Annotated in this window: 15 protein-coding genes and 1 pseudogene; 10 read left to right on the top strand and 6 right to left on the bottom strand. The window is 51.6% G+C overall.

Translation table 11 applies throughout. The features are described 5' to 3' along the window. Window positions 1–7 precede the first annotated feature (7 nt). The 10 genes and pseudogenes from ACKXGA_RS05780 to ACKXGA_RS05735 all read left to right on the top strand — a co-directional run bounded on the left by ACKXGA_RS05780 (window position 8) and on the right by ACKXGA_RS05735 (window position 12902). The gene (locus ACKXGA_RS05780) at window positions 8–868 is read left to right on the top strand and encodes an NADAR family protein (RefSeq protein WP_423730272.1); all 861 of its coding nucleotides are present in this window, start codon (window positions 8–10) and stop codon (window positions 866–868) included. A gap of 19 nt (window positions 869–887) precedes the next feature. Continuing rightward, window positions 888–1106 (top strand): hypothetical protein, encoded by a 219-nt coding sequence (locus tag ACKXGA_RS05775; protein ID WP_423730271.1) that lies wholly within the window; start codon window positions 888–890, stop codon window positions 1104–1106. 13 nt (window positions 1107–1119) lie between these two features. Then, on the top strand, window positions 1120–2124 hold the full coding sequence (locus ACKXGA_RS05770) for a hypothetical protein (RefSeq protein ID WP_423730270.1): 1005 nt from the start codon (window positions 1120–1122) through the stop codon (window positions 2122–2124). A gap of 11 nt (window positions 2125–2135) precedes the next feature. Next, entirely contained in the window at window positions 2136–3095 is a 960-nt protein-coding gene (locus tag ACKXGA_RS05765) for an NTF2 fold immunity protein (protein WP_423730269.1), read from the top strand. Window positions 3096–3109: 14 nt separating this feature from the next. Further along, a complete protein-coding gene (locus ACKXGA_RS05760) occupies window positions 3110–3679 on the top strand; it encodes a hypothetical protein (protein ID WP_005928002.1) in 570 nt (189 codons plus the stop codon). A gap of 41 nt (window positions 3680–3720) precedes the next feature. Further along, entirely contained in the window at window positions 3721–8154 is a 4434-nt protein-coding gene (locus tag ACKXGA_RS05755; RefSeq protein ID WP_423730268.1) for a suppressor of fused domain protein, read from the top strand. A gap of 13 nt (window positions 8155–8167) precedes the next feature. Next, window positions 8168–8875 (top strand): hypothetical protein, encoded by a 708-nt coding sequence (locus tag ACKXGA_RS05750; RefSeq protein WP_423730267.1) that lies wholly within the window; start codon window positions 8168–8170, stop codon window positions 8873–8875. A 2-nt stretch (window positions 8876–8877) separates the two neighbouring features. Next, window positions 8878–9756 (top strand): DUF4261 domain-containing protein, encoded by an 879-nt coding sequence (locus tag ACKXGA_RS05745; RefSeq protein ID WP_117929927.1) that lies wholly within the window; start codon window positions 8878–8880, stop codon window positions 9754–9756. A 169-nt stretch (window positions 9757–9925) separates the two neighbouring features. Continuing rightward, window positions 9926–10378, top strand: a pseudogene (locus tag ACKXGA_RS05740) (WYL domain-containing protein); the annotation flags it as partial. A 337-nt stretch (window positions 10379–10715) separates the two neighbouring features. Further along, complete coding sequence (locus tag ACKXGA_RS05735; protein ID WP_423730266.1) at window positions 10716–12902, top strand: DarT1-associated NADAR antitoxin family protein; 2187 nt, start codon at window positions 10716–10718, stop codon at window positions 12900–12902. A gap of 66 nt (window positions 12903–12968) precedes the next feature. Here ACKXGA_RS05735 and ACKXGA_RS05730 read toward each other — a convergent pair whose 3' ends face one another. From ACKXGA_RS05730 to ACKXGA_RS05705, 6 genes are all read right to left on the bottom strand, one after another. Beyond that, entirely contained in the window at window positions 12969–14351 is a 1383-nt protein-coding gene (locus tag ACKXGA_RS05730; RefSeq protein ID WP_423730388.1) for a relaxase/mobilization nuclease domain-containing protein, read from the bottom strand. Window positions 14352–14405: 54 nt separating this feature from the next. Beyond that, window positions 14406–14684 carry a hypothetical protein gene (locus ACKXGA_RS05725; RefSeq protein ID WP_015565635.1) on the bottom strand — a complete coding sequence of 93 codons (279 nt, stop codon included), beginning with the start codon at window positions 14682–14684 and terminating at the stop codon, window positions 14406–14408. A gap of 108 nt (window positions 14685–14792) precedes the next feature. Then, entirely contained in the window at window positions 14793–15125 is a 333-nt protein-coding gene (locus ACKXGA_RS05720) for a plasmid mobilization protein (RefSeq protein WP_156073441.1), read from the bottom strand. Beyond that, window positions 15122–15979: a helicase gene (locus tag ACKXGA_RS05715; RefSeq protein WP_423730265.1), complete on the bottom strand. Its 858-nt coding sequence runs from the start codon at window positions 15977–15979 to the stop codon at window positions 15122–15124. Before ACKXGA_RS05715 ends, ACKXGA_RS05720 begins: the two co-directional genes overlap by 4 nt. Window positions 15980–16100: 121 nt before the next feature. After that, entirely contained in the window at window positions 16101–17792 is a 1692-nt protein-coding gene (ltrA, locus tag ACKXGA_RS05710; protein ID WP_423729689.1) for a group II intron reverse transcriptase/maturase, read from the bottom strand. Between the two features lie 590 nt (window positions 17793–18382). After that, complete coding sequence (locus tag ACKXGA_RS05705) at window positions 18383–24760, bottom strand: DEAD/DEAH box helicase family protein (RefSeq protein WP_423730264.1); 6378 nt, start codon at window positions 24758–24760, stop codon at window positions 18383–18385. Between the last annotated feature and the right edge of the window lie 58 nt (window positions 24761–24818).

The raw sequence follows: 24818 nt of genomic DNA, 5'->3' as shown, positions 1-24818 counted from the left end.
GAACGATATGGCATTGCAGGAAAAGAAAATAATGCCTCCCCCTTGGCTGGCCCACCGGGAGATCGAGAGATACTCTATTGGCTGGCGCATGGGCTATGGGGAGGATTACATATACCGATTTGGCGATTGGCTGGACACCCTCTCCCCGGATGAGCGGACGGAATACCGCACCCTCTTTCCCGAGCCGGTAACCTGGAAGGGCTGGTGGGATGACGAAGATAGCAGCGAAGTGCTGGAACATGGGGACTTCTGGGTGAATGCGTGGCAGCCGGAAGGAAGCCCTAAGTACACTCGCCAGTGGCTCCAGCAGGAATTTTCCATGGGGAGAAAGCGGGAACTGTGTCTGTTCTGGGGCCATCAGCCTGCCGAGGACGGCCAGCTGACAAAAAGCTGTCTCAGCCAGTGGTGGATGGAGGATTTCTGGTCCATCGTCAATACCTATCTTTGTATGGAGCAGTATATGATGGCAGGCAAGGCGGAGCTGTTCGGCGATCAGGAGATTCGGGAGCAGATTTTGAAATGCAGCGATCCAAAGCAGATCAAGGCCCTGGGCCGCAAGGTGCGGGGGTTTGACCAGAAGGTATGGGACAAGTTCAAATACGCCATTGTATTGAATGGCAACTGGTGCAAATTCAGCCAGAACCTCGACCTGCGGGAATTTCTCCTCTCCACCGGAGATAGTGTGCTGGCGGAGGCCAGTCCCTACGATAACATCTGGGGCATTCGGCTTTCAGCCAACTCCCTGGAGGCACAGGACCCGATGAAGTGGCGGGGGCAAAACCTGCTGGGCTTTGCTCTAATGGAGATACGGGACGAACTGCGCCGGGTCACGCAGAATGAAATGTTATGCGACTGGGACGCAGTCTGAGGTAAAATGATGGAATTATTTGCAAAAAGAAGATATGCTGCAAGTGGAATATCCGAACTGCTTTCTGCTGGATATGGGCTGGTATCAGGACAGATACATCATTTCTGTCATTCATAACTTCGATTGGGCGAATCCAGTCCAGCAGTATGAAACGACAGAAACAAATCAGCTTCCCAAGCTGTTGACGGAGGCGGTTCGCCTTGTGGAAAGGGAATCACAGTCTGCCGGAGCAAATTGAAAGAGGTCTTGTTATGAACGAGAATTTATTTCGCCCACAATTTGATACATTAAAACTGTCAGATAAGCTCTGGCTGATGCAGACGCTGGCGACTCGTTATAATTTGACATTCAAAGAACTATACGCCTTTTCCCGCTGGGGACAAAGCTGCACCACCGGCCTGTTTGAAAAAGGTGGCCGGGAGTTTGTCTTTGTCCCAGGTGATACCGTGATTCTTGGCTGGGAGAGCTTTGTCCAAGGGATGGACAAGGCCAACCAAGAGGAACTGGCGGATATTTTTGCGGAAATCGAATATGAGGGCTCTGCGGAGGAATTTCTCCGGCAGGGCATGACCCCAGTACGCCAGGTGACCATCGGCCCCATGTTCGTAGGCAGAAAACTGGAGGAGATCGGCTGGGAAAGCGTACCTATGAACGACCCTCGCATCACCGCCCACTCCGACTGGCTGGAGAACTTGCAGAAGTGGGCGGGCCAGAACAGCCAGAGTTTTGAGATACACGAAACTGTCCGCTTTGAACGCAATGGTGATAGCTGGCGAGCGTGGCTGTGCCATCCGATGACCTACCCGGAGTTTCAGCGATTCCTGTTGTGGGAGGTGGCAGCCAGCCTTCCCACGCCGGATGAGTGGGCCTATCTGTGCGGAGGCGGATGCCGCACCCTGTTTCCCTGGGGGGATGGACTGGACCACAAGATGAAACTGCATCACTTTGAAAGCGAGGAAGATCAGGGCAAGCCATACGACATGGAGCAGCCCAACTTCTTTGGCCTGTCTATCGCTTACGACCCATATAAGCGGGAGTTGGTAGAGGGGAAAACATTGACCACCTGCGGCGGTGACGGCGGCTGCAATATCTGCGGAGGCATGGGCCCTTTGCTTGGATATTTACCCTGTTCCCCTCACTGTAAACCGGAGGTTCGGGAAGATAATGAGATTCACAATGACTATGACTTTTTCCGTCCTGTGATCCGGGTGCAGACATCCGGGTGGAGAATGGTAATAGATAGAGCGCAAGAGTAAGGAGGTAAACTATGGAATGGCCAAAACGGACACGAACAGCGGATTGGGAAAACGGTGTCCTAACTTTAGATGGAGAAAAGAAATTTGATATTCCAGAGCTGACCACAGAGATCATGGAACGGCTGGCCGGTTACACCCTGGTGGGCTTTCATGTGAAAGGCTATCCGGTGACCGATGAACTGCTTGCCCCCTTTGCCGGGCATAAAAGCATGGCCAACTTCGGCGTGGAGGACGGCGCGCTCACCGATGCCTGTTTCCCCGTTTTTGCCCCTATGCCCAAGCTGCGCTATCTGCTGCTGGACGGCAATGCCGCCATCCACGGCAGCGGCCTGCCCGCCCTGCAAGGCTGCAAGCTGGACCTTCTGACACTCAACCGCACCGGGCTGGATGATGCCGGTCTGCTCCTGGCAGCCTCCATCCCAAAACTCTCCCACATCCAGATTGACCATACCGCCGTTACCTATGAGGGCCTGCTGGCCATCGCTGGCAACAACCGCATCGAGCCGGTGGCCCATGTGCAATTCACCAGGGAGCAGATGGAACACTTCTCCCAGCTCCAGAGGGAAAAGGCCAAAAAGCCCGTCCAGCTGGATGAGCAGGCAGCGTCGGAATGCCGCAGGGTGTTGTCTGCCTTCTTTGCCGAGATGACAGAATGGGAGCAGTACATGGAGCAGGCTGGGTTTGAAGATCCCGAGGCTGTGCCCCGCCTGCTGACGATCTGGGAAAAGTATGTGAGCGAAAAGCCCCGTCCGGGCTACCGGCCTCTGGGCCTCTCATACAGTGCCCAGGGCACCTACAACGGGGAAGAATTCCTTGACGCGGAGCAGATCACTAAGAACAAACTCTACATCTACACCAGAGAGAAAAACACCGGCTTTGACCGCCGTTTCCTCATGAAGCGCGTGGGCGAGGGCTGGATGATCAACGGGGTGCAGGAGCGGCTGGACGGCTGGCAACGGACAGGATTGTAAGGGAGGCATAATGGATGATATATAGGTTTACGGAAGTATTAAACGATCTTGTTAATTATTTTCTCCTTGGTGACATTTTGTTGCTGGAGGACTGGAAGCAGGCAAATCATCTTTCAGATGATTTAGCGATGGAGTTTACCACAAACGAAAGCGGCGACAGGATATTTGCCGAAGGAATTGTAATCCCAATGACCGGTATTGAAAACTATCCCTATACCATATTGTTCAATCTCTCTGGTGATAGACCGGAGCTGTGCAAAGAAAGAAACCGATTGCAGCTTAGAAAAAGTGGCTATTCCCTCAAAGTAGATCATAATATGCTGATGCTTTTTACATGGCCAATATTGGAACAGTTTACGCCTGAAAAGGTGAAAGATCTGATTTCTTACTATAGAGTGCATAAGAAGCCGATGATTGAGCTTGCAAATGGCTGGTATCATATCGAGATTTTGGGTGGAGAAACCTTGCAGGACGGGGACTATGAACCTACATTTGAGTTTGTGATACAACCAGCCACAAATGAAGAAGCCACCATAAATGCAGATATGAATTTTAGCTTTGAAATTACAAGCTCTGCTTATTAGTGAAACCTATCCCTACCGAAGATGGAAAAGGAGATCATGATATGGATTTATTGAAACAATGCCAGCAATGGTTTGAACAGGATGAAGCGCAGAAGGTAATCGACACCCTGGAAGCGATTCCTGCCGAGGAGCGCACCCCGGAACTGGACAGCGAATTGGCCAAGGCATATATTGCCGTTGCACATATAGGAGAACGGGAGCCTTTTGAAAAGGCGCTGGAACTTCTGGCTCCCCATGAGGAGTATTTTGCCGAAGATCACTGCTGGAATTATCGAATCGCTTTGGCCTATTACTGTCTGGATGAGGAAGGCCCCGCCCTGCGTTACTTTGAAAAGGCCCTGAAAGCCCGCCCCGGAGACAAAGATACGCAGGAGTACATAAACGATTGCCGCCGTCGTTTGTCCCTGCCCCGCTTTGAAAAGAACTTCCGTGAAAGGACGCAGGAAGCATGGGCAGCCTTTTCTCAGATTGAGGCAGAACTGCGTCAAATCATAGATACGGACGAAACACACCAGCGCGGCGAAGAACTGGTTGAAAAATGCGGGAATGCACTCAAGACGGCCCTGCGTGATACTTCCTTCGAGCTGGGCTTCAATGGCGAAAAGCATGAATTGATCCTCAGTCCAGAGGGGCTTCGCTCCCGCCTGTTCCCGTTGGTGTACTTCCAGAAGCAGGCCCCAGAATCGGTGCTTGAGCATTGGAATATCTGGGTAGGCCGCCAGCCCTGTGAGGGGTTCGAGCTGCGAGCTGGAGAGATTGAAGTTCGGGCTGAGGATGTGCAGATGTGGGCAGAGGAAACAGAGGATCATCAGGTAAGTCTGGTCCTTTGCTGTGAAAAGCTGACGCCAATCTTAAAAGAGGACACAGACAAGGTCTGGTGGGCGCTGTCTATGCTGGTGGATCAAACCATCGGAGAAGTTTCCGCTATCGCCTTTGTCGCCGGGTTCGATGTTTATGCTCAGCCGAAAGAGGAACCAGCTATGCTCCTTTCCCAGCTGCCGGAGCTGCTGCAAAGCATGGGGCTTTCTCTCTGGCGGGATGGCAGCGACTACTTGGAAAACAGTTATCTTGCCTATGAACTGGAACCGGTGGAGGACCCGGAGGCTGACTGGCGGCTGGATGTTTATACTGGAAGCTGCCGCCTGCCGGTGCTCATCAACGACTACCTGACTGCCCGCAGTGATATGGTGGATGAGTACCACAAGGATGGCATTGCCGCTGGATTCCTCCTGTACCCGCTGTCCGGTTTTACCGGTGAGGAACGAGTGAAAGCTATTCTGGATTTCCGGGATAACCTGCGGGATGCCATCCTACGGGATGCAGGAGAGGAAGCCGTGACCTTCCTGGGTGGGGCCACTGGTCTGTATTGTGGGTATCTGGATTTTATCGCCTGGGATCTGCCCGCTGTACTAACAGCGGCACAGGCATTCTTTGAGGGAAGCGACCTGCCCTATGCTCACTTCCACGCATTTCGGCGGGATGTGGGCGGTGTGCCGCTACTGGACGAGAAAGAACCGGAGCCTGATATTCACGAGGAAACTGGCTCCCTGCTCTCGACAGAGGATATTGAAATACTGGAGTCCTTTGACGAAGGAACTGCCGCTTACTTTGGGAAAATGCTCGACTGGCTGGAGAATTTTATCAAAAGCGGCGTAGAAGAAGGACGATTCAGCGAAAAACAGGCTCACCAGGATTTACAGATTGCCCTCTGGTATGCCTTTGCCTGCCTTAACCTGGACGATTACATCCACTACTACCGCGCTGCGGAATGGATGAAGGATTCGGAGAAAAACGCCACGGGCTGCGCTACCTGGTACTACCGGTATTCTGTGGCGTTGATGTATTGCGGCAGGCTGGAAGAAGCACTGGAATATGCGGAGCGGGGCGCTCTGGAGGAGCCGGACTACCCCTGGATCTGGCTCCATCTGGGCAAGCTACGGGCGCATTTTGGCGATAAATCCGGTGCGCTGGATGCCGTCAAGCAAGGATTAAAACTGGAACCGGGAGATTATGAGTTCCTGACCTTAAAAAAAGAGATCAAAGCCGGAGCCACCCTGGAACAGATGGAATATCATTGGATCAATCCCGATGCTGACCAAACGCTCCAGCGGGGACTGGACGAGAATGCGGATGATAAACAATGCGCCATAGCCTGCATTCGGGTGGACGAAGCGGGACTTGCCGAATTTTATGAACTGTTCCACCCAGAGCGGTATAGCTATAAGAAAAATTCCCCCTGCTGTGAATTCCAATACCCGGTGAAGGAACATCTTGTGGAACTTTCCTTCCGTATGAACGAAGCTGGACTCTCCAAGATGGGAACCGACTGGCTGCGGCAGCTCAAGGAACGGCTGGACAGCGGTGAATGGCTAACCCACACCCCTGAAGGAGAACCAGAGGGCATTCTAACAGGTGTGTTTGTGGACCAGACCCGCCGCATTGGTCTTGTCTATCAACAGCCGGGAGACGATCAGTATTTTCAGATTTTCCTGAACCCGGACGGCACGAAGGCGGATGCCTTCTGGTCCTCAAGAAAAAACAGCGAGCCGGAGGTTTATTCGGAGGATGAGATGTCTGCGATAGAGCAGCACATCAAAAACACCTTTGGTGAGTTTGAGAATGTGTTCCATGAGCTGGTTTCCCCTGACATCCATGTGGACATCTGCGTTGTTCCTCCCTCTGATGAGCGGGACTATTACACACTGGTAACGATGGGCATGGGTGCTCACCGGATGAATGTGCCGGAGGAACTGGCGGAATACAAGCTGGAGCGAGCAGAGCTGGCCATCGCTCTGCCACCGGATTGGAAACTGGATGAGGAATCCCTGAAGGATGAGCTGTGGTACTGGCCGATTGGTCTCTTGAAAGTGTTGGCACGCCTGCCTATTTCCAACGATACCTGGCTGGGCTTTGGCCACACAATGGATAAGCAATCGCCGTTTGCTGAGGATACGGAACTCTGCGCCGCACTTCTGGTAGGTCCGCAGGATGTTGTCTGGAACGGAGGTGAAGTCTGCACTTTGCCGAGCGGCGAGGAGGTCAACTTCTATCAGGTGATCCCGCTCTATCGGAATGAGATGGAGTATAAGATGGAGCATGATGCGGACGCTCTGCTTAAAAAAATGGCAGGCATCAGTTTTGTGGTTAATCCCACCCGCCAGAATGCCATCACCAGAGGAACGCTTGCAGAGGAAGAATTCACCGGCGATATGGACGATGCCGCATGGCACCTGGAATCCATTCAGGAAAAGGGCTTGCCGGTGAATGAGATCAATGCCTACAACCACATGGCAATCTATCTGCGCTGGTGCATAGAGCATGATCTGATGAGCGCGGAATTTATGGAGCGGTACTGGGAGCAGGTGCAGCCGTTTATGGCAGATCTGAGCCGCGCCGATCTGCGTGGCTTTATCCGGGACCAGCTGAAAGGACAGCTCTTTGGGGCGCTGTTCAACAAGGAGGGCGCAGCCTTTGCTGGATATTACTACGGCGAGGCGGATAGCCCGTACTTCCCCAGCGACATTGATAACTATGCTTTGGAGTATTTCGGTTCAGAGCAATATTATTCCGATAAGTTCCAAGATGAAGCCTATCTGTTCATCCCATTTGATGAAAACTATTATCAGGCTATGGCAAAAGTCATGGAAAAGCGGTTCGCCAACTGGCAGGGACAGAGTTTCGATGAGGCCACTCTGGAGCCTTCAGACCTTGCGGAAGCCATGATGGAATATCTGGACTGTGAATGTACCTATTTCCCCTCAATGACGGATGATGACCCCATCATGTCGGCATATAACTATGCCAAACGGGAAAGTGTCAAAGAGGGCTTTGTGCCGGTTCTGATTAAGGCGGATGACGAAATCCTGTGGGAATGCCTGATTATGAATTCTGACCCGGACAGCGATGGCGAGGACGACTTTGCTTTCGACCCGGACAAAGTTGCCGAATACCGGAAGAAAATGCTCTCCGCCCCTGTCGAGAACAGTAAGGCAGTCCTGGAGGAAATGATTGGGCAGCGCAAGGAAGAAGCCGAGGATGACGATATGGACTGGGATGAGGAGATCCTGGGCGAGATGGAGGGCGGATATGATAACCGTCGTTTTTCAAGCTACTGGGATTCCGATAATAATATGACCTATCCTCTCATTCTGGCTAAAATCCCCGTGAAGAATCCTTGGGAGATTTTTGCCTATCTGCCCTTTGGTGGCTGGAATGAATGTCCTAACACGCCAGAGTTAATGGCAGTTGCGAAATACTGGTTTGAACAGCATGGGGCGGTGCCCGCTGCCATGAGCCACGACGAGTTGGAGTTCCTGCTCCCGGCTCCCGTTCCCGAGGAGAAGGCTATGGATGCAGCAGTGGAACTGTATGGCTTCTGTCCCGATGTGATTGACCAGGGGCCGGAGGACGCCACCGTGGGCGCTCTGGCCGATGTGCTGCGGCAGTCCACTGTTTGGTACTTCTGGTGGGATTGAAAAGAGGATTTTTGTGGGATACGATGTGAGTTTTCACCCGATTTCACCAGAGGAAATGCGGGAATGGTATTTTACTCCCTTAACCTGGATACAGCAGGGACAGGAGGAAAAAGTGCTGGCCCTTGCCGCGCAGCATGGAATGGAGGATTTCTATGCCGAAAAATATCTGAATACCTTGCGCGTTGGGGCTGAAACGGAATCTAACGAGCTGTTTGACAAAAGCCACGGCTTCTATATTGCAGTAATCCAAGGTTTTTTCCGAGATTATTATTACACCAGAGGTAGTGCCTTTTCGTTCCTGGTGGAACAAAAGCCAGAATATGCGCGCTACTTTACCTCATGGGAACAGGTGGTGCCAACAGCTTTTCCAAATCCGGCAGAAAATCAGATCATTGAAAACTACTGCGCCGGTGTCTACCTGTCTCCGAAGCAGGTTGTGCAACTTCTCCGTAATCTGGAGCAGGACCCCAAAGTGTGTGAAGATCTGGAGAGGATTTGGAGCAACGGACAGCTTGCTGTGCTGAAAAAGGCCCTCACTGCCGCGGCTGAACTGAGTGTCGGTCTGCTGGAAGCTACCGAGGTGCTGGAGCCTAACCCTATCCGCCCTAATGAGAGTACAAGCTACTCAAACCTGTACCACTGTGATCGGGATGGGGTGTATCTTTATATGGACACCGTCAGCAGACAGATCGAAGATGCCATCAGGAAAAGTGAGGAATAAGTATGAGCAATAAAGTGTTCCAGCAAAACCTGGATGACAAAAAAGGCCCCCAGCCCGGAGGCCCCTATCTCATTCAGATGCTGTTCAAAGAACCGGTAGAAATGCCGGATAAAGAAAAAATGACTGCCATAATGGAGAAGCACATCGGATCAACAGAGTGCTTCTGTTATGATAAGAAAATGGCCGGCTTTGCCGCACAGGAGCATATTGCAGAGTTCAAGGACGGAAAATGCCCGGTGCAGCTGATGGTGATGAAATGCGACAAGTTCAAGGGCAAAGGCTTCGATGCCTTTCTGATGAGCCAGATGTGGGACTGCCAGGAGGACCGTGACCGGATCTTCCGGGAGTGCAAATATCAGGTGGTGGCCACCGATATGCTGACTGCGGCGCTTCCGGCGCTGGAGCGTGCCAACCTGGATGCCGACTTTCTGGAGGCTCTGGCAGAGCTGTACCCCACCTGTGAGGCGTTCTATTTCCAGAACTGCGGCAAGCTGTTTCTGGCAGAGGATGTGCGCTCCCATCAGATTGAGGGGCCGGATCGGTTCATCCGCTTTGGCGTCAATGTCCGTTTCTTCAACATCGAGGGCACGGAGGATATGCTCATCGACACGGTGGGCATGAGCACCCTGTTTTTGCCGGATCTCCAGTACCACTTCCACGGCATGGACCCCAACTGGGTGGTAAACCACGCCTATAATGCAGCGTCCTATATTCTGGAGCATGATAACCCCATTGAGGATGGGGAAACCATAGACGGCGTGGCGGATGGCCAGATGTGCCGGGAGATCCAGTGGAAGTGCCAATATGAAGATGCCTTGATCCAGCCGCCCAGAGGGGTGCTGGACATCAACATGGGAAACTATGCTTCGGGAGGACGCTGAATGAATGGCGTTGTGCTCCTGGTAGGCGGACTTCTGCTTGTGGCGGTGATCAAGCTGATTATAGATCGAAATTGGATCGGCCTGCTTCTCTGTGCTGTCGCCCTGCTTCTGGTCTTTGGGGCTGGACACCATACAAAATAGGCCATTTTAAGAATCGAGGAGGTGAAGTATGCAGAATTCAACAAATATGCGGATACTGGAATTACTCCGGTTTCTCTATGAGCGGACCGATGAAAACCATCCCGCCACAGTATCTGACATCATTGCCCATCTGAATGGAAAAGGAATTCAGGCAGTGCGGCAGACTGTTTACGCAGATACCAATGCGCTGATCGATGCGGGGATTGATATTGTGGTGGTTAAGAGTACCCAAAACCAATATTTTATGGGAAACCGCCTGTTTGAGTATCCAGAACTGAAAATGCTGACAGACGCAGTAGCATCCTCGAAGATCATTTCTGCCAAGAAGTCTGAGGAGCTGGTGCAGAAATTATGCCGTCTGACCAGTCTACATCAGGCAAAGCAGCTTCAAAAATTTGCTGCTTTATCCAGCCGTGTCAAACCGCATAATGAAAAGGTTTACTACATCATTGACAATATCCAAACAGCGATTGGAAACCATCTGCTTTTTGGTACCAGCAGACACCAGATTTTCATTATCTATCTTTTTGTATTAAGGTCTACAGCAATCTAATCCCACGTTAAAACGAGAAAATGCTTAATTGTTCTCCTCAAAGTTCTCTACCTGTTCCATGACCTTTTTGAGAACTTCGGGGCTGTACTGCGGGGGATATCACGCTTTTCAAAGAACGAGCCGGAGTTGCGCGCAGCGCGCAGATAATCCCGGCAGTTAAACAAAATCTAATCAAGGTTGAGAGCTTTTTCTTCAGCCTTCGTCTTTGCCATGGCGTTTTTCTCCAATCTGAAAATTACAAATTGCGGACAAAAAGGACGCATTGTTGTGGCAAGCAGTGCAAGCTGGTACCAACTTGCAATTTTTGAATCTGATTTCTAAAAATCAAATTCAAAATGCTTGTTGGGCTGTGCCCAAACCCCTTGCGTTCTGCATCCGACGGATGCAGGCTGCGCATTTTTGCAAAATGCTTTTTAATCTGAGTGCCGATGCCTGTGGTGTCGGCACTTTTTGCACAGATGGATTTCCGGAAGCAGAAAATAGTGCTATGCAGCACATCCGGGATTGTGCTATACTTGATTTACATAAACTTGTTTGTCCTAAAAAGTTGGAGGTGTTCATGGCAACACGAACCATTTGTTTTCCCATATCCGGCTATCCCTATTGCAGAGAACAGCCGGTGACATTCACATGGATAAAAGGCAGCAAGCGGCAGAATATCCGTGCCGTCCATGATGCCGTCCATACAACAGACCCGGATGTTTCGATTCTGGAAGTCAGCTCTGCATCCGTTCAGCCGGAGGGTGAAGGTGTTTCTTCTCTGCGGCTTTTGCTGCATCTGGATTCTGTTGCGCAGGATGTACCCATCAGCACGGTTTTTGAAGCCACCAAAGTGTTTGAACATGGTGGGCCATTCGCTGACCTTCTGACCTGTGAGCCACCCAAAGTCCATAAGGACACTCGGCTGCGAACCAGTGGAGAGCTGCTGCGCTACTCTCTGGAAGAAAGTGAGTATCCGACAGAGCCGTACCCGGATTCGTTCTTTGAGTGGCTCTATTGCCGTGCGTTGAAGCAGTCCCCGGAAAAGGCTGCGCAGCTGAGCAGATATAATGCCTTTTCTGATATTGCTGCCGCAGCGGATTCAAAAAAGTATTATGGCGATTCCTCGCGAGCAGTTGCAATCTATGTAGGACTTGCAGCGGCAGGAAAACTTCCGTGCATCGATTCCTATGAATCATTCATTGCGGAAGTTTACACGGAGCCAAAACCTCTGCCTAAATCCGGAAAATCTGAGGTTGCTTCAGAAACGACACCCGAAGTTTCTGCACCAGCAAAAGAGATTCCGGTAGACGAATCGCCGCAGTCCGATAATGCAAATGCGGAAGTGATTCCGGACATTGCGCAGATGGAGCATATCCTTGAGCTGCCCAAAGTGACCTGCCTGCTTCTCTCTTTGGCAAAAAATGCTGGTCTTTCTGCAAATAATTCCAGTGAGCTGGCGTATAAGGGAAAGGAATTCCTTCTTGACACTTATCAGAAAGCACTGAAAAACAAAACGCTCCAAATCAATATCCAGAAGAACAAAATTACATTTCCGATGGAGGAGCATGACAGCGGATTTCATGCAGTCGGTATGTTGACCCGTTCGCCTGCTTGGGAATACGGATGGAAGTTTAACTATCTGACTGAGAATACATCCGGTGCAGAAAAGTCCGAAGTTAAAGAAAAAATCCCTCCGAAGCCTTTGACCGCATTGGAACATCTGGAACGCTGTGGGTATAAAATCGTTCAGCAGGTCGTACCGAAAAAACTTCCGCCGATTGCCGTTCAGCGGATGGCATGGAAAACAGGCGAAGCTCTTTGCGACCCGGTAGTGGTGGATTTCTTGCAGTTTATTCGGACACATATGCAGAGTGACGGCTCTTTTTCGTTCCGTATCCCAAAGGGTACTTCCAAGAATTCGTTTGCCACACTTTCGGAAATCGCTCAGACGTGGGATAAAATGGGACTTTTTGCATCCATTGTGATCTATCCGCAGAATATCGTCTATGAGCTTGCGCAAAATGAGACTGTCCGGCATTTCCTGAGCGGGAAGTGGCTGGAACTTTTTGTGGAGCATCAGGTTCAGCAGATTTTGAATCGCTATCAGGAGGAGCAGGGTGCAGAAGTTTCGCTTTGCTCCAATGTGATTCTTTCAGAAGCGGCATCCGCAGGGAGCACGCATGAACTGGATGTTGCGTTTTCCATCAACGGAAAATTCTTCTGGGTGGAAGCCAAATCGTCCAGCCGAAGTATTGATTATGGAAAATACGCTTCTCTATGCGAAAAGCTGAAAGTAACCTCCGACCGACTGCTTTTGGTCAACAGTGATTTGTCCGTGGAAGAGTGCGAAGGTGTTTCTTATTTCTGGAATTACCGAGTTGCAAATTGTGCAACGATCACGCAGGAACTGGAAAACATGATTGCCAAACAAATTGAAAGCGCCGGAAATGCTGCTCTGAGTATAGACTGAGTAATAAGCAAAAAAGGCCCCGAGAACCTTGCCGGATAAGCGGCAAAGTTCTCAGGGTCGTATTGTTTATCTGGAATGTTCGGTTTGCTTTGGATCCTTTTCCTCATCAAAGAAAAGCTCGATATTTTTCTGCGCTCGAAGAAGCTCCTGCATCTCATCGCGCGCCTTGCGGTAGTCCGGGTAGCGTGCTTTCTTTTCTGTCAGCAGTTTGGAATATTCCGCATCCAACTCCTTAATCTTGGGGAGCGTTTTCAAATTGGATTCATCAAACGCCGCTTTCGCCGCCTTGTGCAGCGTGATTTCTGTGCAGTGCTCTTCCAAAAACTTTTTGCTGTACCCAGCTTTACGGTAGGCATCATACACAGGTCGAGTCTTGGCATAGTTGATGATGTGTGCTTTCAGCACTGCGATTTCTGCCAGCCGCTTCTCAGAGGTTTTGATGGAATCGCCCAGTTCGTGATAGCGAGAAAGTGCAGCATCCGCACATTCCTTTAGCTCGTCTGCGCTGCTGATTTTCTGCTGTTGCAGAAAAATCAGCGTTTTGGACATCTCTTTCAGGTTGTGCTTCTTCGCCCAACGCTCGTATCCACCGCCCTTGCCCTCGGCAAGTTTCGCTTGAATGTCCACCAGCAACTGAAATGTCTGTTCCTTTGGTGGCTGTTTCTGATGGGGATGATGCTTTGCCCTACCAGCCAACACCGCCTTGATTTCTTCCTCACTGTACCCAGCACCCAGTGTCTTGAAACGGATAAAGCGCTTCTGCCGTGCGCCCTTGACGGAAGTGTATTTGCCGCGTTTGATTTCATAGCCCTGCTGTTCCAGCTTTTGCAAAAATTCTTCGTAGTCGGTGGGTTCCTGCTGCAAAATTTCATCGATGATACCGCACAGCCGGTCGCGGTTGCTTTCCCTTGGCGGGTAAGTGATGCGCTTCTGCCGCTCCCGGTAAGGCTTCTTTTCGATTACGGAAAGCTGATGTTCCAGACAGATCAGATCGCTCAATCGCTGCACTGCCAGACCGGAAAAGAAAAAATCCCGAAATTTCCGGGTGCCGTCCAGTGCAGTGGAATTGTAGATGATATGGTTGTGGATGTGTTCCCGGTCAGTATGAGTGGCAACAATAAAGGCGTGTTTGCCTTTCAGAAATCGGGAGGCCAGTTCGTAGCCGATGCGGTTGGCTTCCTCTGCCGTGATTTCACCGGGCCGGAAGGATTGCCGTATCTGATAGGCGATGACATTGCTTTTTTGGCTGCGCCCGGTGGCCTGCTCGTATAGCTTCTTTGTGAGCATGAACTCCTCATCCACGGTAAGCGGGCTGCATTGATAACTACTGACAAGCTCGCCCTTTTCAGTCTTGTCGGGGTTCTGTGCATAGTCAGTGCGGTCTTTTAGGCAGGCGGCGATAGATTTCCCTTTGTGCTGATGCAGTGCAATCAGACGAGTAGCAGCCAGAGCAGATCACCCCCCAAATGAAAAAGCCGCCCGAAGGCGGCAAAAGATTCAAAATCAAATCACGTCCCGGAACCAACCGCTGAATCGTTCAACGCCCTCCACCATTGCAGTTGCGCCGACAAAAAGGACAAAGCACAAAAATTCAGCAACCAGCAGAATCAAAAACTGATCCCAAGTCTGGCGGTAGACGGTGTAGATGCCGCAGCCGAAAATATACAGCATCAATGGCGCAACAATATAGCTGGACAAGGTAAGCAGCCACTTTGCCATCAGAGCCAGAAAAGCTACAAACAGAGAGATCGGGGCAAGCACCATCTTGAACAGAATCCTCATATCAAACACCAACCTTTCCTTTCGCCCCTATTATAAAGGTATCGGTCCCTGCCTTGCAAGGATGTCAACCGTTATGTAAGCCCGCAGCCTCCTACTGCGGGAAATTTTTTAAAGTTCGGTGAGTTTGTCGAGAAGTTGCTTGCCAATAGCTATCAGCTCATCCAACCGACTACGCAAGTCCTCTAAATCGGCGGCATAGAGCTGCCCGCTTTCATTGGCCCGTTTCGCCACCTGATTCAGGTTGTTGCTGCAATTCTGAAGAAGGTACGCCATCCGACGCAGCTGTGGTAAATCAAGATTCAGGCAGTAACCATCCAGAGCCATTTTTCGCAGATAAGAGCCAATGCTCAAAATACCGCAACTTTCCATCTTCTGACGAATGCGTTCCAGTTCGACTTTGCTGACACGAAAATGGATCTGCTGGTCACGGTGCTCCGTCACCGGGCATCACCATCCTTATCCAAGTAAGATTTGAATGGTCGGACAGGCTCCACTTTATCAGCCTTTTCTTCCAACGCAGCCAGCACAGAGGGGCGGGCATCCGGCTTTTCTTCCGCTTCGGGTTCTGTCCGGCTGGACTGATGCTCCATGTTCAACAGCGCATCCAATTCTGCAAGGCGGGCAGACTTGGTTTGCAGTTCTTCCTCCTGCGCAAACGGCTTGGCGATTTCAACCTCTGCGGCCTGCTTCTGCTGTTCCAGAGAATCCAGTGCGGCCTCAGCATCGGCAATGCGGTCGGCAAAATTGCCGATGGCATTGTCCAGACGGACGATGTTGCCGCAAGGGTCATCGCCCAGCGGTACCGGATAACTCAGCTCGCCGCGGAGAACGATTTGATGCTCATTCTTGAAACTGTCAAAGCGAATGTTAAGCTCAAAGCCGCGATAGGTGCCCAGCAGCATCATATCCGCATTCGGCATCTCCTTGCAGGCGAGCATCAGCCGCTCACCAGCTGCTTTTTTCTCATCGAACACCATGCCCTTGATCGTCATGCCGCAGAAGTTCTCCTTATCCTGCGGGTGTGCGTCTGCGATTTGGGCATCGTTTTTCAGAGCCGCAATACGGTTCTTCGCTTTCTGAATTTCCTCCGGGTAATGCTTGAGCAGCTTATCTTCCAGACGATATTTCTGGTTCTGGTAATCCGAGCGCAGCACCTTGAGCTTTGCTACCTGCACATCCAGATCCATCTTTTCCCGGATGCGCGGGTCGCCTGCGCATAGGGCCTTGACCTCGGCATACGAAAGAGCCTGCTCATCCACATCATCACAGGAGCGCATCGGAGATTTGCTCGTCATGATCTGCGAAATAAACTTCTGCTTGTTTTCCAGCGTTTGATCGGGTAAGAGGATGGCATTACTGCCAGCCCCTCCCCTAAGAACCGTACGTGAGAGTTTCCCCTCATACGGCTCAAGCCTTTCATAAAGCTCCCATCAGGGAACCCGGCTCAACAAAACAAGAATCGTTTTTGTGCAATACGGCATGGCATTCGGGATGCACCATTTCCAGCCATGGCGACTTCCCGCTTCGGAACACCTTATGAACCTTGAAACTCGTTTCCGAGGTAATAGGCTCATTACATACTGGGCAACAGCGGTGTTGATTTCTCCATACTTTCAGGAGTTTTTCGCGTCCGTTAGTGCTGTTCAACATTTTCTCACCATCGCGCTCTTCATAATAACCGCTCCATCGCTCATCGAAGGGATTTGCGTTAGAGACGATTTTCTTAAAGCGGATGATTTTGGTGTCCGTTGCATATTCAAGAGCAAAGTAGGATTGCTCACCGTTCTTCTTGGTGCGTTCCTCTGCGGCAAAAGTCCAGTTTCGGGTTCCGATGCAATGCCAGTATTTCACTGCTATCCACCGTCTGCCTTTGTTCTTATGCCTGCGCTTTGCCCACTGCCAAAGACAATTGTAAATCTGATAGTCGATTTTGCTGAATGTTTCAGCGGATACAACAAATCGCTGGTTATTGACCCATCCACGGATAACCGGGTTGAGCTGGCGAATCAGGGAATCCTGCTTTGCCGATTTGTTGCTCTTGACGATTTCACGCATCTTTTTCAGCAGAGAGCCGACCGACTGCTTCGAGGGCTTGATTAGAAGTTTTCCGTTATACTTACGGATGTTCTTGCCCAAGAAGTCAAATCCATCATCAATGTGAGTGATGACCGTCTTTTCTTCAGATAACTGCAACCCACGTTCCGTCATGAAATCTCTGATAATAGGGAGCACTTCTTCACGCAGAAATTCCGGGCTTTCTCCGGTTACGATAAAGTCGTCAGCATAGCGCACGAAGTTCATCTTATTAAAATGAGTTTTACCATTGACCTTTTTGCGGGTCGGCAGTCGTTCCTTTAAGAGCCGTTCCAGTCCATCCAGCGTCATATTCATCAGAGTAGGCGAGATGGCTCCACCTTGCGGTGTGCCTTCCTCAGTGGGGAAAAGTTGCTTTGTATCAACGTATCCACACTTTAACCACTTCTGTAAAACCTGCGTATCCATCGGGATATTCTCCATGAGCCATTCATGGCTGATGTGGTCGAAGCATCCCTTGATGTCACCTTCAAGAATCCACTGAGGAGACTTGCCCTTGTTCAGGTCGGTGAAACACTGCTCGATTGCATCGTGTGTGCTTCTTCCGATTCGGAATCCGTAGGAGTTGAGGTCACCGTAGGTTTCAGCAAGCGGTTCCAATGCAAACTTGTATAGGGTCTGCATAGCACGGTCTGTCATCGTCGGAATGCTCAGAGGCCGCAGTTTGCCGTTTTTCTTCGGAATATAAACACGTTTCAGGGGCTGAGGACGGTATCCTCTCCGTTTCAGTTTACTGATTGCCTTGAATTTTGCCTCAGGAGTTAGCCACAATTCATGGTCAACTCCAGCCGTATTTTTACCACGATTGCTTGTTACCCGCTTCACTGCCAAGGCTTTGGCGTAAAACGAGTGAGTTAACAGCCATTGCAGCGTTTTTACCTTGCTGTAATGACCTTCTTGTTGAGCCTTTACGATACGCATTTGCAGCTTTTTAACATAAGCACGAGCCTTGTTCCAGTCGATGCTGTCCCAATTTCCCGCTCTGCAAGTCGGTGCACACGATTTCTCGTTCATTTGCAATTCCTCCTTTTTGAAAAGTTCTGTAAATTCTCTCGTAAAGAAAGACCATAGATGGAAGTCTGCCTGCTTTCGCACGAGGTGATGTTGCAACCTCTATCCGTCCCCATTACAGGGTCGGCATTCGCTTTTTCCATCTTTCTTCTACCCGCATTTCATAAAGTCTCCTTACGGTTTCCGTCCGATTGCTCGGGGAAATACGGGCTTACCACGTTCCGCTTATTCAACAGTATGGGTTAGGTTTCACTTCTCCGCCAGCAGCTTTTGAATCCATGTGTTCCCACTCTATAGAGGAGCAACCAGCTGCGTTACCGTTTTGGTTCAGGCTTGTCAGCAACTTTAGCCTGTTCAGCTTTAACGACGTTTAACAGTGATTCACATTACATTAACCATACCATACAAGTCAGGCTCCCCAACCACATTGTTGCTTGCAGTTTATCGCTTCCACCTCGCGGTTTCGGCTTGAACCCTTTCGGGTGGGGCTACCCTTGTCCTGTCACGCTTCCTCACAGCCGTTACCAGCTGCTTTGTTGACAGTAGACTACTGCTAATGGAATAACAGGTCTGGTCATAGCCAGACAGTTGATTTAAGCGACTTCGTGTCGCACCCAGAGGTAGGCGTCGAATGTCCCCTCCGTGACGTAATTATAGACGTAAACTTGTTTGTTTTTGTTGCCCTGACGGATGATTCGGCCGTTGCGTTGGGTCATATCGGACGGTCGCCAGCCTACATCCAGATGATGCACGGCCACCAGCAGGGTCTGGACATTGGTGCCTGCGCCCATCTTTGCAGTGCTGCCCAGCAGGACACGCACCTTGCCGCTGCGGACTTTGGAGAACAAATCCGCTTTCTTACCTTCAGTATCAGCGTTGTGGATGAACTCGACCTCCGATTCCGGCACCCCGGCGGCAAGCAGCTTTGTGCGAATATCATCGTAGACATTGAACGAGCCGTCTCCCTTGGGCGTGGACATATCGCAGAAAATCAGCTGCGTCAGATTATCCTCTTTGGTTTCGTTCCAGATACGCAGAACATTGTCGACGCAGGCATTCAGCTTGCTGTCCGGGTCATCCGGGGTGAGCGGATTCATCAGCCGCTGGTCAAGGCCGATTTTACGTCCGTCCGAGGTGATCTTCAGCATATTGTCCACCGAGGGGTCAACCGCACCGCTATGCACCTCAGCAGCACGTTCGCTCAGGGATTTCACCATGTCCTGCTGGATTTCCGAGGGTTTGACCACGACAGTTTCAAACTTGGCTTCCGGAACAGGCAGATGCAACTGGTCGGAAGTCTTGATGTCCGCTGCCTCCTTGAACATATTCATCAGCTCCGGCAGGTTAAAGAACTTGGCAAAACGTGTGCGCGCACGGTAGCCGGTTCCTTCCGGCGCAAGCTCAATGGCCGTGGTGGTCTCGCCAAACGTAGAAGCCCATGCATCAAAGTGGGTCAGTTGTTTCTGCTGGAGAGTGCTGTACTGCAAATAGCGCATCAGGGTGTACATTTCCGTCATGGAGTTGCTGATGGGCGTTCCCGTTGCGAAAATCACGCCGCGCCCGCCAGTCACTTCATCCAGATAACGACACTTGCCGAACATATCGCTGGACTTCTGTGCTTCGGAGGTAGAAAGGCCAGCAACATTGCGCATCTTGGTGTAAAGATATAGGTTCTTGTAGTTCTGGCTCTCGTCCACAAATAACCTATCTACGCCTAATTGTTCAAATGTGACCACATCATCCTTGCGGTCGGTGGACTGTAGCTTTTTCAGTTTCACCTCCAGTGTTTTCCGTGTCTTTTCCATCTGTTTCACGGTAAAATGCTCACCGGACTGTTCTTTGGCCTCTGCAATGGCATTTTCGATTTCCTCGATCTGATCTTCGATGATCCGTGCCTGCCGTTCCGCAGAAAGAGGGATTTTCTCAAACTGCGAGTGGCCGATAATGACGGCATCGTAGTCGCCGGTTGTGATGCGGGCGCAAAAACGCTTTCGATTGGCGGGTTCAAAGTCTTTCTTGCTGGTAACGAGCAGCTTTGCATTGGGGTATAGCCGCAGGAACTCGCTGGCCCACTGCTCGGTCAGATGGTTGGGTACCACGAACAGGCTTTTCTGACACAGGCCCAAACGCTTAGATTCCATTGCCGAAGCTGCCATCTCAAAACTTTTGCCGGCACCCACCTCGTGGGCGAGCAGGGTGTTCCCACCATAAAGCACATGAGCAACTGCATTGCGCTGATGTTCCCGCAGATTGATCTCCGGGTTCATACCGACAAAATGGATATGGCTTCCGTCATACTCGCGGGGCCGGGTACTATTGAACAACTCGTTATACTGCTTCACCAGCAGATTCCGCCGCTGCGGGTCTTGCCAAACCCAGCCTGCAAAGGTATCCTTGATGGCCTGCTGCTTCTGCTGGGCAAGCATCGTCTCCTTCTGGTTCAGGACACGCCGCTCTTTACCGTCCTCCTCAATGGTATCATAAATGCGGCAGTCCCGCAAATTCAAGGTGTCCTCCAAAATCTTGTAGGCGTTGGCCCGGTGGGTGCCGTAGGTTTCGGTGGACATGATATCATACATTCCGGCGGCAGATTTGTTGCCGATGCGCCATTCGGACGTAAATGGAGAGTAGCGGACTTGGATCAGGTTGTTATAGCGGATGCGGTAGGGCGGCTGAAAAGTCTCCATCATAAACTGCTGCACAATGGCGGGATTCAGCCATGTGGCACCCAGTCGGATGTCGATTTCTGATGCTTCAAGGTCCTTCGGCTGCGCTTTGGTCAAAGCCTCCACATTGATCTTGAACTCCGGGTGGCTTTCAGCGGCAAGCTGAGCCATGCGCAGTTTATTCCGCACATTGCCGGAAAGATACTCGTCCGCAGTCTGCCAGCCTGCTTCCGGCTCATCTGCATCCGCAGAAGGGTCTTTGAAAATCACGCCTTGCAGCTCTGTGGTAATACGCTCATAATCGCCGGGAGAGCCGAGAAGTTCCGCCATATAGGGCAGATCAACACGGCCATGTTCTCCAATGGACACTGCCAGTGCTTCGCTGGGGGTGTCCACGCTGGTGACGGTGCGCTCCGGGCGAATCGTTCGCTTGGTGAACATATCCGCCTTGCTTTTGAGCTGTTTATTCTCATCGAGATTTTCCAAAGAGCAGAGCAGATAGTAGGAACTGTCATCATCGAACAGGCGGGCATTTTTCTTGTCGTTGATCAGCCCGTATTTTGCGGTAAAGGCATCGTAGGCGGCGTTCAATTTTGCTTGCGATGCCTTAATATCCTCGTCCGGGAAGTCCAACTGCTGGTCAATCAGTTCGTTGACGATTTGCCGCAACTCCACCATACCAGCTACACGGCCTTTGGCATTATCGGACAACTCCACCTGCGTCATAATCGAATTTTCTCGGTAGTACACCTCACCGTCCACCACGGCATAGGAGAAATTCTTTACATCTGGGTCAGCGGGGAGCGTCTTGCGCTCGACTTCTGCATCCGCAACATCTGGTGTTTCCACCTCGACTTCAACATACTGCCCCTCGATGTGCTGCACTGCCTCGGCAAGCTGGTCGGCAAGGTTTGCGCCCTCGATGGGTGCAACGGTCAGTTCCTCTCGTCCGTACTGGGTGCTTTCGGTAGTCAATTCGCCCAGAACCATCTCCGGGTGGTCCACGAAATACTGGTTGATGGCAAAGCCATCCTCGGTCTTGCCAAGCTGCACCCATGCAGGTTCGATGTCAGCAGGGCGGTCACGCTTCTGCAAAAAGATAATATCGCTGACAACATCCGTACCAGCGTTGGCACGGAAAGCGTTGTTGGGCAGACGAATGGCCCCCAGCAAATCGGCACGTTCTGCCATGTGTTTGCGGGCGGTGCTGTCCTTGCTGTCCATGGTGTAGCGGCTGGTGACGAACGCCACCACGCCGCCCGGCCGCACTTGGTCGATGGCCTTGGCAAAAAAGTAGTTGTGGATGCTGAATCCCAACTTGTTGTACGCCTTGTCGTTGGCCTTGTAGTTGCCGAAGGGCACATTGCCCACCGCCAGATCGTAGAAATCACGGCGGTCGGTGGTCTCAAAGCCAGCCACAGTAATGTCAGCCTGCGGGTACAGTTTTTTCGCAATGCGCCCGGTGATGGAATCCAACTCCACGCCGTATAAGCGGCTGTCTGCCATGCTGTCCGGCAGCATTCCAAAGAAGTTGCCCACGCCCATACTAGGTTCCAGAATGTTACCGCTGCGGAAACCCATGCGCTCCACCGCATCGTAAATACTACGGATCACGGTGGGGCTGGTGTAGTGGGCGTTCAGGGTGCTGGAACGGGCGGCGGCGTATTCGTCCTCGGAAAGCAGCCCTTTCAGTTCGGCACACTCTTTTGCCCAGCCGTCCTTATTGGGGTCAAAGGCATCTGCCAGACCGCCCCAGCCCACATATTGCGAAAGTACCTGCTGTTCCTCGGCGGTGGCACCCCGATGCTCTTCTTCCAGCTTGAACAGGGTACGGATGGCTTCGATGTTCCGGGCAAATTTCTGTTTGGGGCCTCCGACACCCAAATCATCATCCGTGATGTGGAAGTTCCCGGCAAGTTCAAGTGTGGATCGTTCCGGTTCAACTGCATCCAGAGCAGGTGATTTTGAGCCAATCGTCTGGATCACAATATCATAAGGCATACGGTTTTCTTCAGCAGGGTATATGGCAACCGTTTTTACAGTATCATCTGGCTGCGTAGTAACCTGTTCATTCTGCCGCAAGCCATCCTCGAATTGTCGTTTGTTGATAACTTCGTTATCCCACGACTGCCCCTGTGCGCTGGTGTCGATGCGAACATCCGTTTCGCCCACATAGCCGATTGTTCCTTCGATGGTTCGGGTAGGAAGGTCAACGATAACACTGTCACCGACCTTATAATCGGGCAGGGGGTGTTCCATCACATCCTGTTCCTGCTCGTACAACTCCCGGACAAGAGCCAGCGGCTCTTCCCGGAAAATAGGCATCCGCATTTCTGCCAGTGCCACATCCTGCAGGGTCACACTGTCCTTGCCGAAATTGACGTTATCCACCCGGAATGCTCGCCCCTCCATGTGGATGGTAGTGCCCAGCGGCAGATAGTCCTCCCGGCGCAGATACTTGGTTTGGTGGTGGGTGCCATCCTCGTTCAGCCCGGCAAGGTAGATGTTCTCGCCGCACTGCCACAGTTGTTTGGCACGGTATGCCCACTGGTCGCGGGGAAAGCCGATGACTGGGACGGTGCCCAGTGCTGTTTCTCTCGTAAACAAAGCACTGTTGAGAGCTTTTGCGACCTTGGCAGCATCTTCTCCATAGAACATAAAATTGCCGCCAGCTTCAAATCCAACCAGAGTATCCGGGTGCTGCGCCTTTAATGCAGTGTATTCGGCTGCACTGGCGGCGTTCAGTTCAAGGGGAAAGTCGATGGCTCTTCTTTCTTTGTCCGACAGGTAGCGGTCAGACTGAATCATCAGGTCAATATATTTTTCGACCCGATCCCAGCGGAGAAGCACTTTCTGATGGTCGGGATAATGCTCAAACGTCAGACCCTTGCTGTCATGGTCAAGCCAACCACTGCTTCCGTCTAGATAAGTGTGTGAAGAACCGCCGGGGCCATACGGTGCATATTCGTTGGCAAGAGCTTTTGCCCGGAGTTTTCGGTCAGGCTGCAACTGATAAATTTTCCATATCCGAAGTTTGCTGCCTTCAACATTGGAACCTCTCCGCAGCGCATTTTCAATCTCCGCCTGCGACAAAACAAAAGCGGAGGGCGATTTTTCGCTCTCCGCTTGGTCGATGGATTCAATTTGTTTGGCTTCGGTGGGAATGTGGGCATCGAAGAAACTTAACTGTAAATCAGTTCGTTCAGCACCAGTTCCTCGGCCTGTGCTTTCAGGCTGTTCATGTGCTGCACCCATGCCATCTGATTCTGCTCCTTGTCCGGGGCCGGGCTCTTCGCCAGCAGTTCGGTCATCATCTGCCGCATCCGGCTCTCTGCCGTCTGCTCCACCTCCATCAGGTGCGGGTACAGGCTCCCCGACAGGAGCATCGTGTTGTACAGCACCGGGCGATGATTCATCAGATACGTCCGGCGCAGCCTGCCGTACTTGCCCAGCGGGGTCTTCGGCTGATGGAGGGTCAGGTTCGGGAGAAGATAATCCCCGGTCTGCGTGTAACTCAGATTGCTGCTCATATTCATGCTGGCTCCTTTCATTGTTTCGGCGGCGAATGGTAGTTTTTACGGTGCGCTCGATGTTACGCAGCACCTCCCGGCTCATGTCGCTGACGGCTGCGCCGAGGGCGTAGACACTATCCGGGGTTGAGAAATTGTAGATTGCCTGAAAATCGTCCTTGTCGAACCACCCGGCAGGCTCAATGCCGCAGCGTTCCAGCAGCGTGTAGGTGACGCTGATGGCGGCGGCAGACTTGAACTGCATCTCCACCCCGGCTTCATCATAATCCATCAGCAGCGAACCGTCAACGATGGCGCGGATGTCCCCGCCGTTGTTGTCCCAGTAATCTGCCACCAGTTTCCCGGCAACGTCCGCAAGCTGCTGGCTGACACGCTCTCCGCTGATGCCATAGGTCTTGTTCAACATTTCCGAAACCGGCTGTTTCAGATCGTCATTGTATTGCCACACCTCCGGGTCACGGGAATTGCGGCGCACCCCGGTGTCGCTTACGTCAAAGACGTAGTGCAGCCGGGGGAATCCGCTGGATTCGTCCAGCAGGGCGATGCCCTTGGCACCCCGGCGCACATAACGGTTCATCCGGTTGTTCCAGATGTCAAAGTCGGCGCAGGCGGTGGCATCGGGGCGCTGGGCGTAGATCATCAACTGGTCCGCAAAGGGGTACTTGTACAGCCGGGATGCGGTGGTCAGATAGTCCGTCCAGCTTTCCCAATACCGGGTCAAGCCGTTCGCCGTGCGCTGGGCAAGGGCGAGATATTCTTCGGTTTTGCTTGGCATTTTAGCCTCCTTTTCCAGATTTTAGAGTATAAAAAGAGCGGGCAACCGTTTTGGGGCT

This window comes from Faecalibacterium hominis (ex Afrizal et al. 2022), assembly GCF_049545105.1.
In the GTDB taxonomy this organism is placed as follows: Bacteria; Bacillota; Clostridia; order Oscillospirales; family Ruminococcaceae; genus Faecalibacterium; species Faecalibacterium duncaniae.
The sequence above is the reverse complement of the archived record's forward strand: the minus strand, read 5'-3'. Positions and strand labels throughout refer to the sequence as shown.

What these genes read in the sequence shown, in the direction of transcription:
- ltrA (WP_423729689.1), bottom strand. Translation starts at nt 17,792, where the DNA reads ATGAACGAGAAATCGTGTGCACCGACTTGCAGAGCGGGAAATTGGGAC.
- ACKXGA_RS05780 (WP_423730272.1), top strand. Translation starts at nt 8, where the DNA reads ATGGCATTGCAGGAAAAGAAAATAATGCCTCCCCCTTGGCTGGCCCAC.
- ACKXGA_RS05755 (WP_423730268.1), top strand. Translation starts at nt 3,721, where the DNA reads ATGGATTTATTGAAACAATGCCAGCAATGGTTTGAACAGGATGAAGCG.
- ACKXGA_RS05745 (WP_117929927.1), top strand. Translation starts at nt 8,878, where the DNA reads ATGAGCAATAAAGTGTTCCAGCAAAACCTGGATGACAAAAAAGGCCCC.
- ACKXGA_RS05725 (WP_015565635.1), bottom strand. Translation starts at nt 14,684, where the DNA reads ATGAGGATTCTGTTCAAGATGGTGCTTGCCCCGATCTCTCTGTTTGTA.
- ACKXGA_RS05705 (WP_423730264.1), bottom strand. Translation starts at nt 24,760, where the DNA reads ATGCCAAGCAAAACCGAAGAATATCTCGCCCTTGCCCAGCGCACGGCG.
- ACKXGA_RS05715 (WP_423730265.1), bottom strand. Translation starts at nt 15,979, where the DNA reads ATGACGAGCAAATCTCCGATGCGCTCCTGTGATGATGTGGATGAGCAG.
- ACKXGA_RS05770 (WP_423730270.1), top strand. Translation starts at nt 1,120, where the DNA reads ATGAACGAGAATTTATTTCGCCCACAATTTGATACATTAAAACTGTCA.
- ACKXGA_RS05765 (WP_423730269.1), top strand. Translation starts at nt 2,136, where the DNA reads ATGGAATGGCCAAAACGGACACGAACAGCGGATTGGGAAAACGGTGTC.
- ACKXGA_RS05760 (WP_005928002.1), top strand. Translation starts at nt 3,110, where the DNA reads ATGATATATAGGTTTACGGAAGTATTAAACGATCTTGTTAATTATTTT.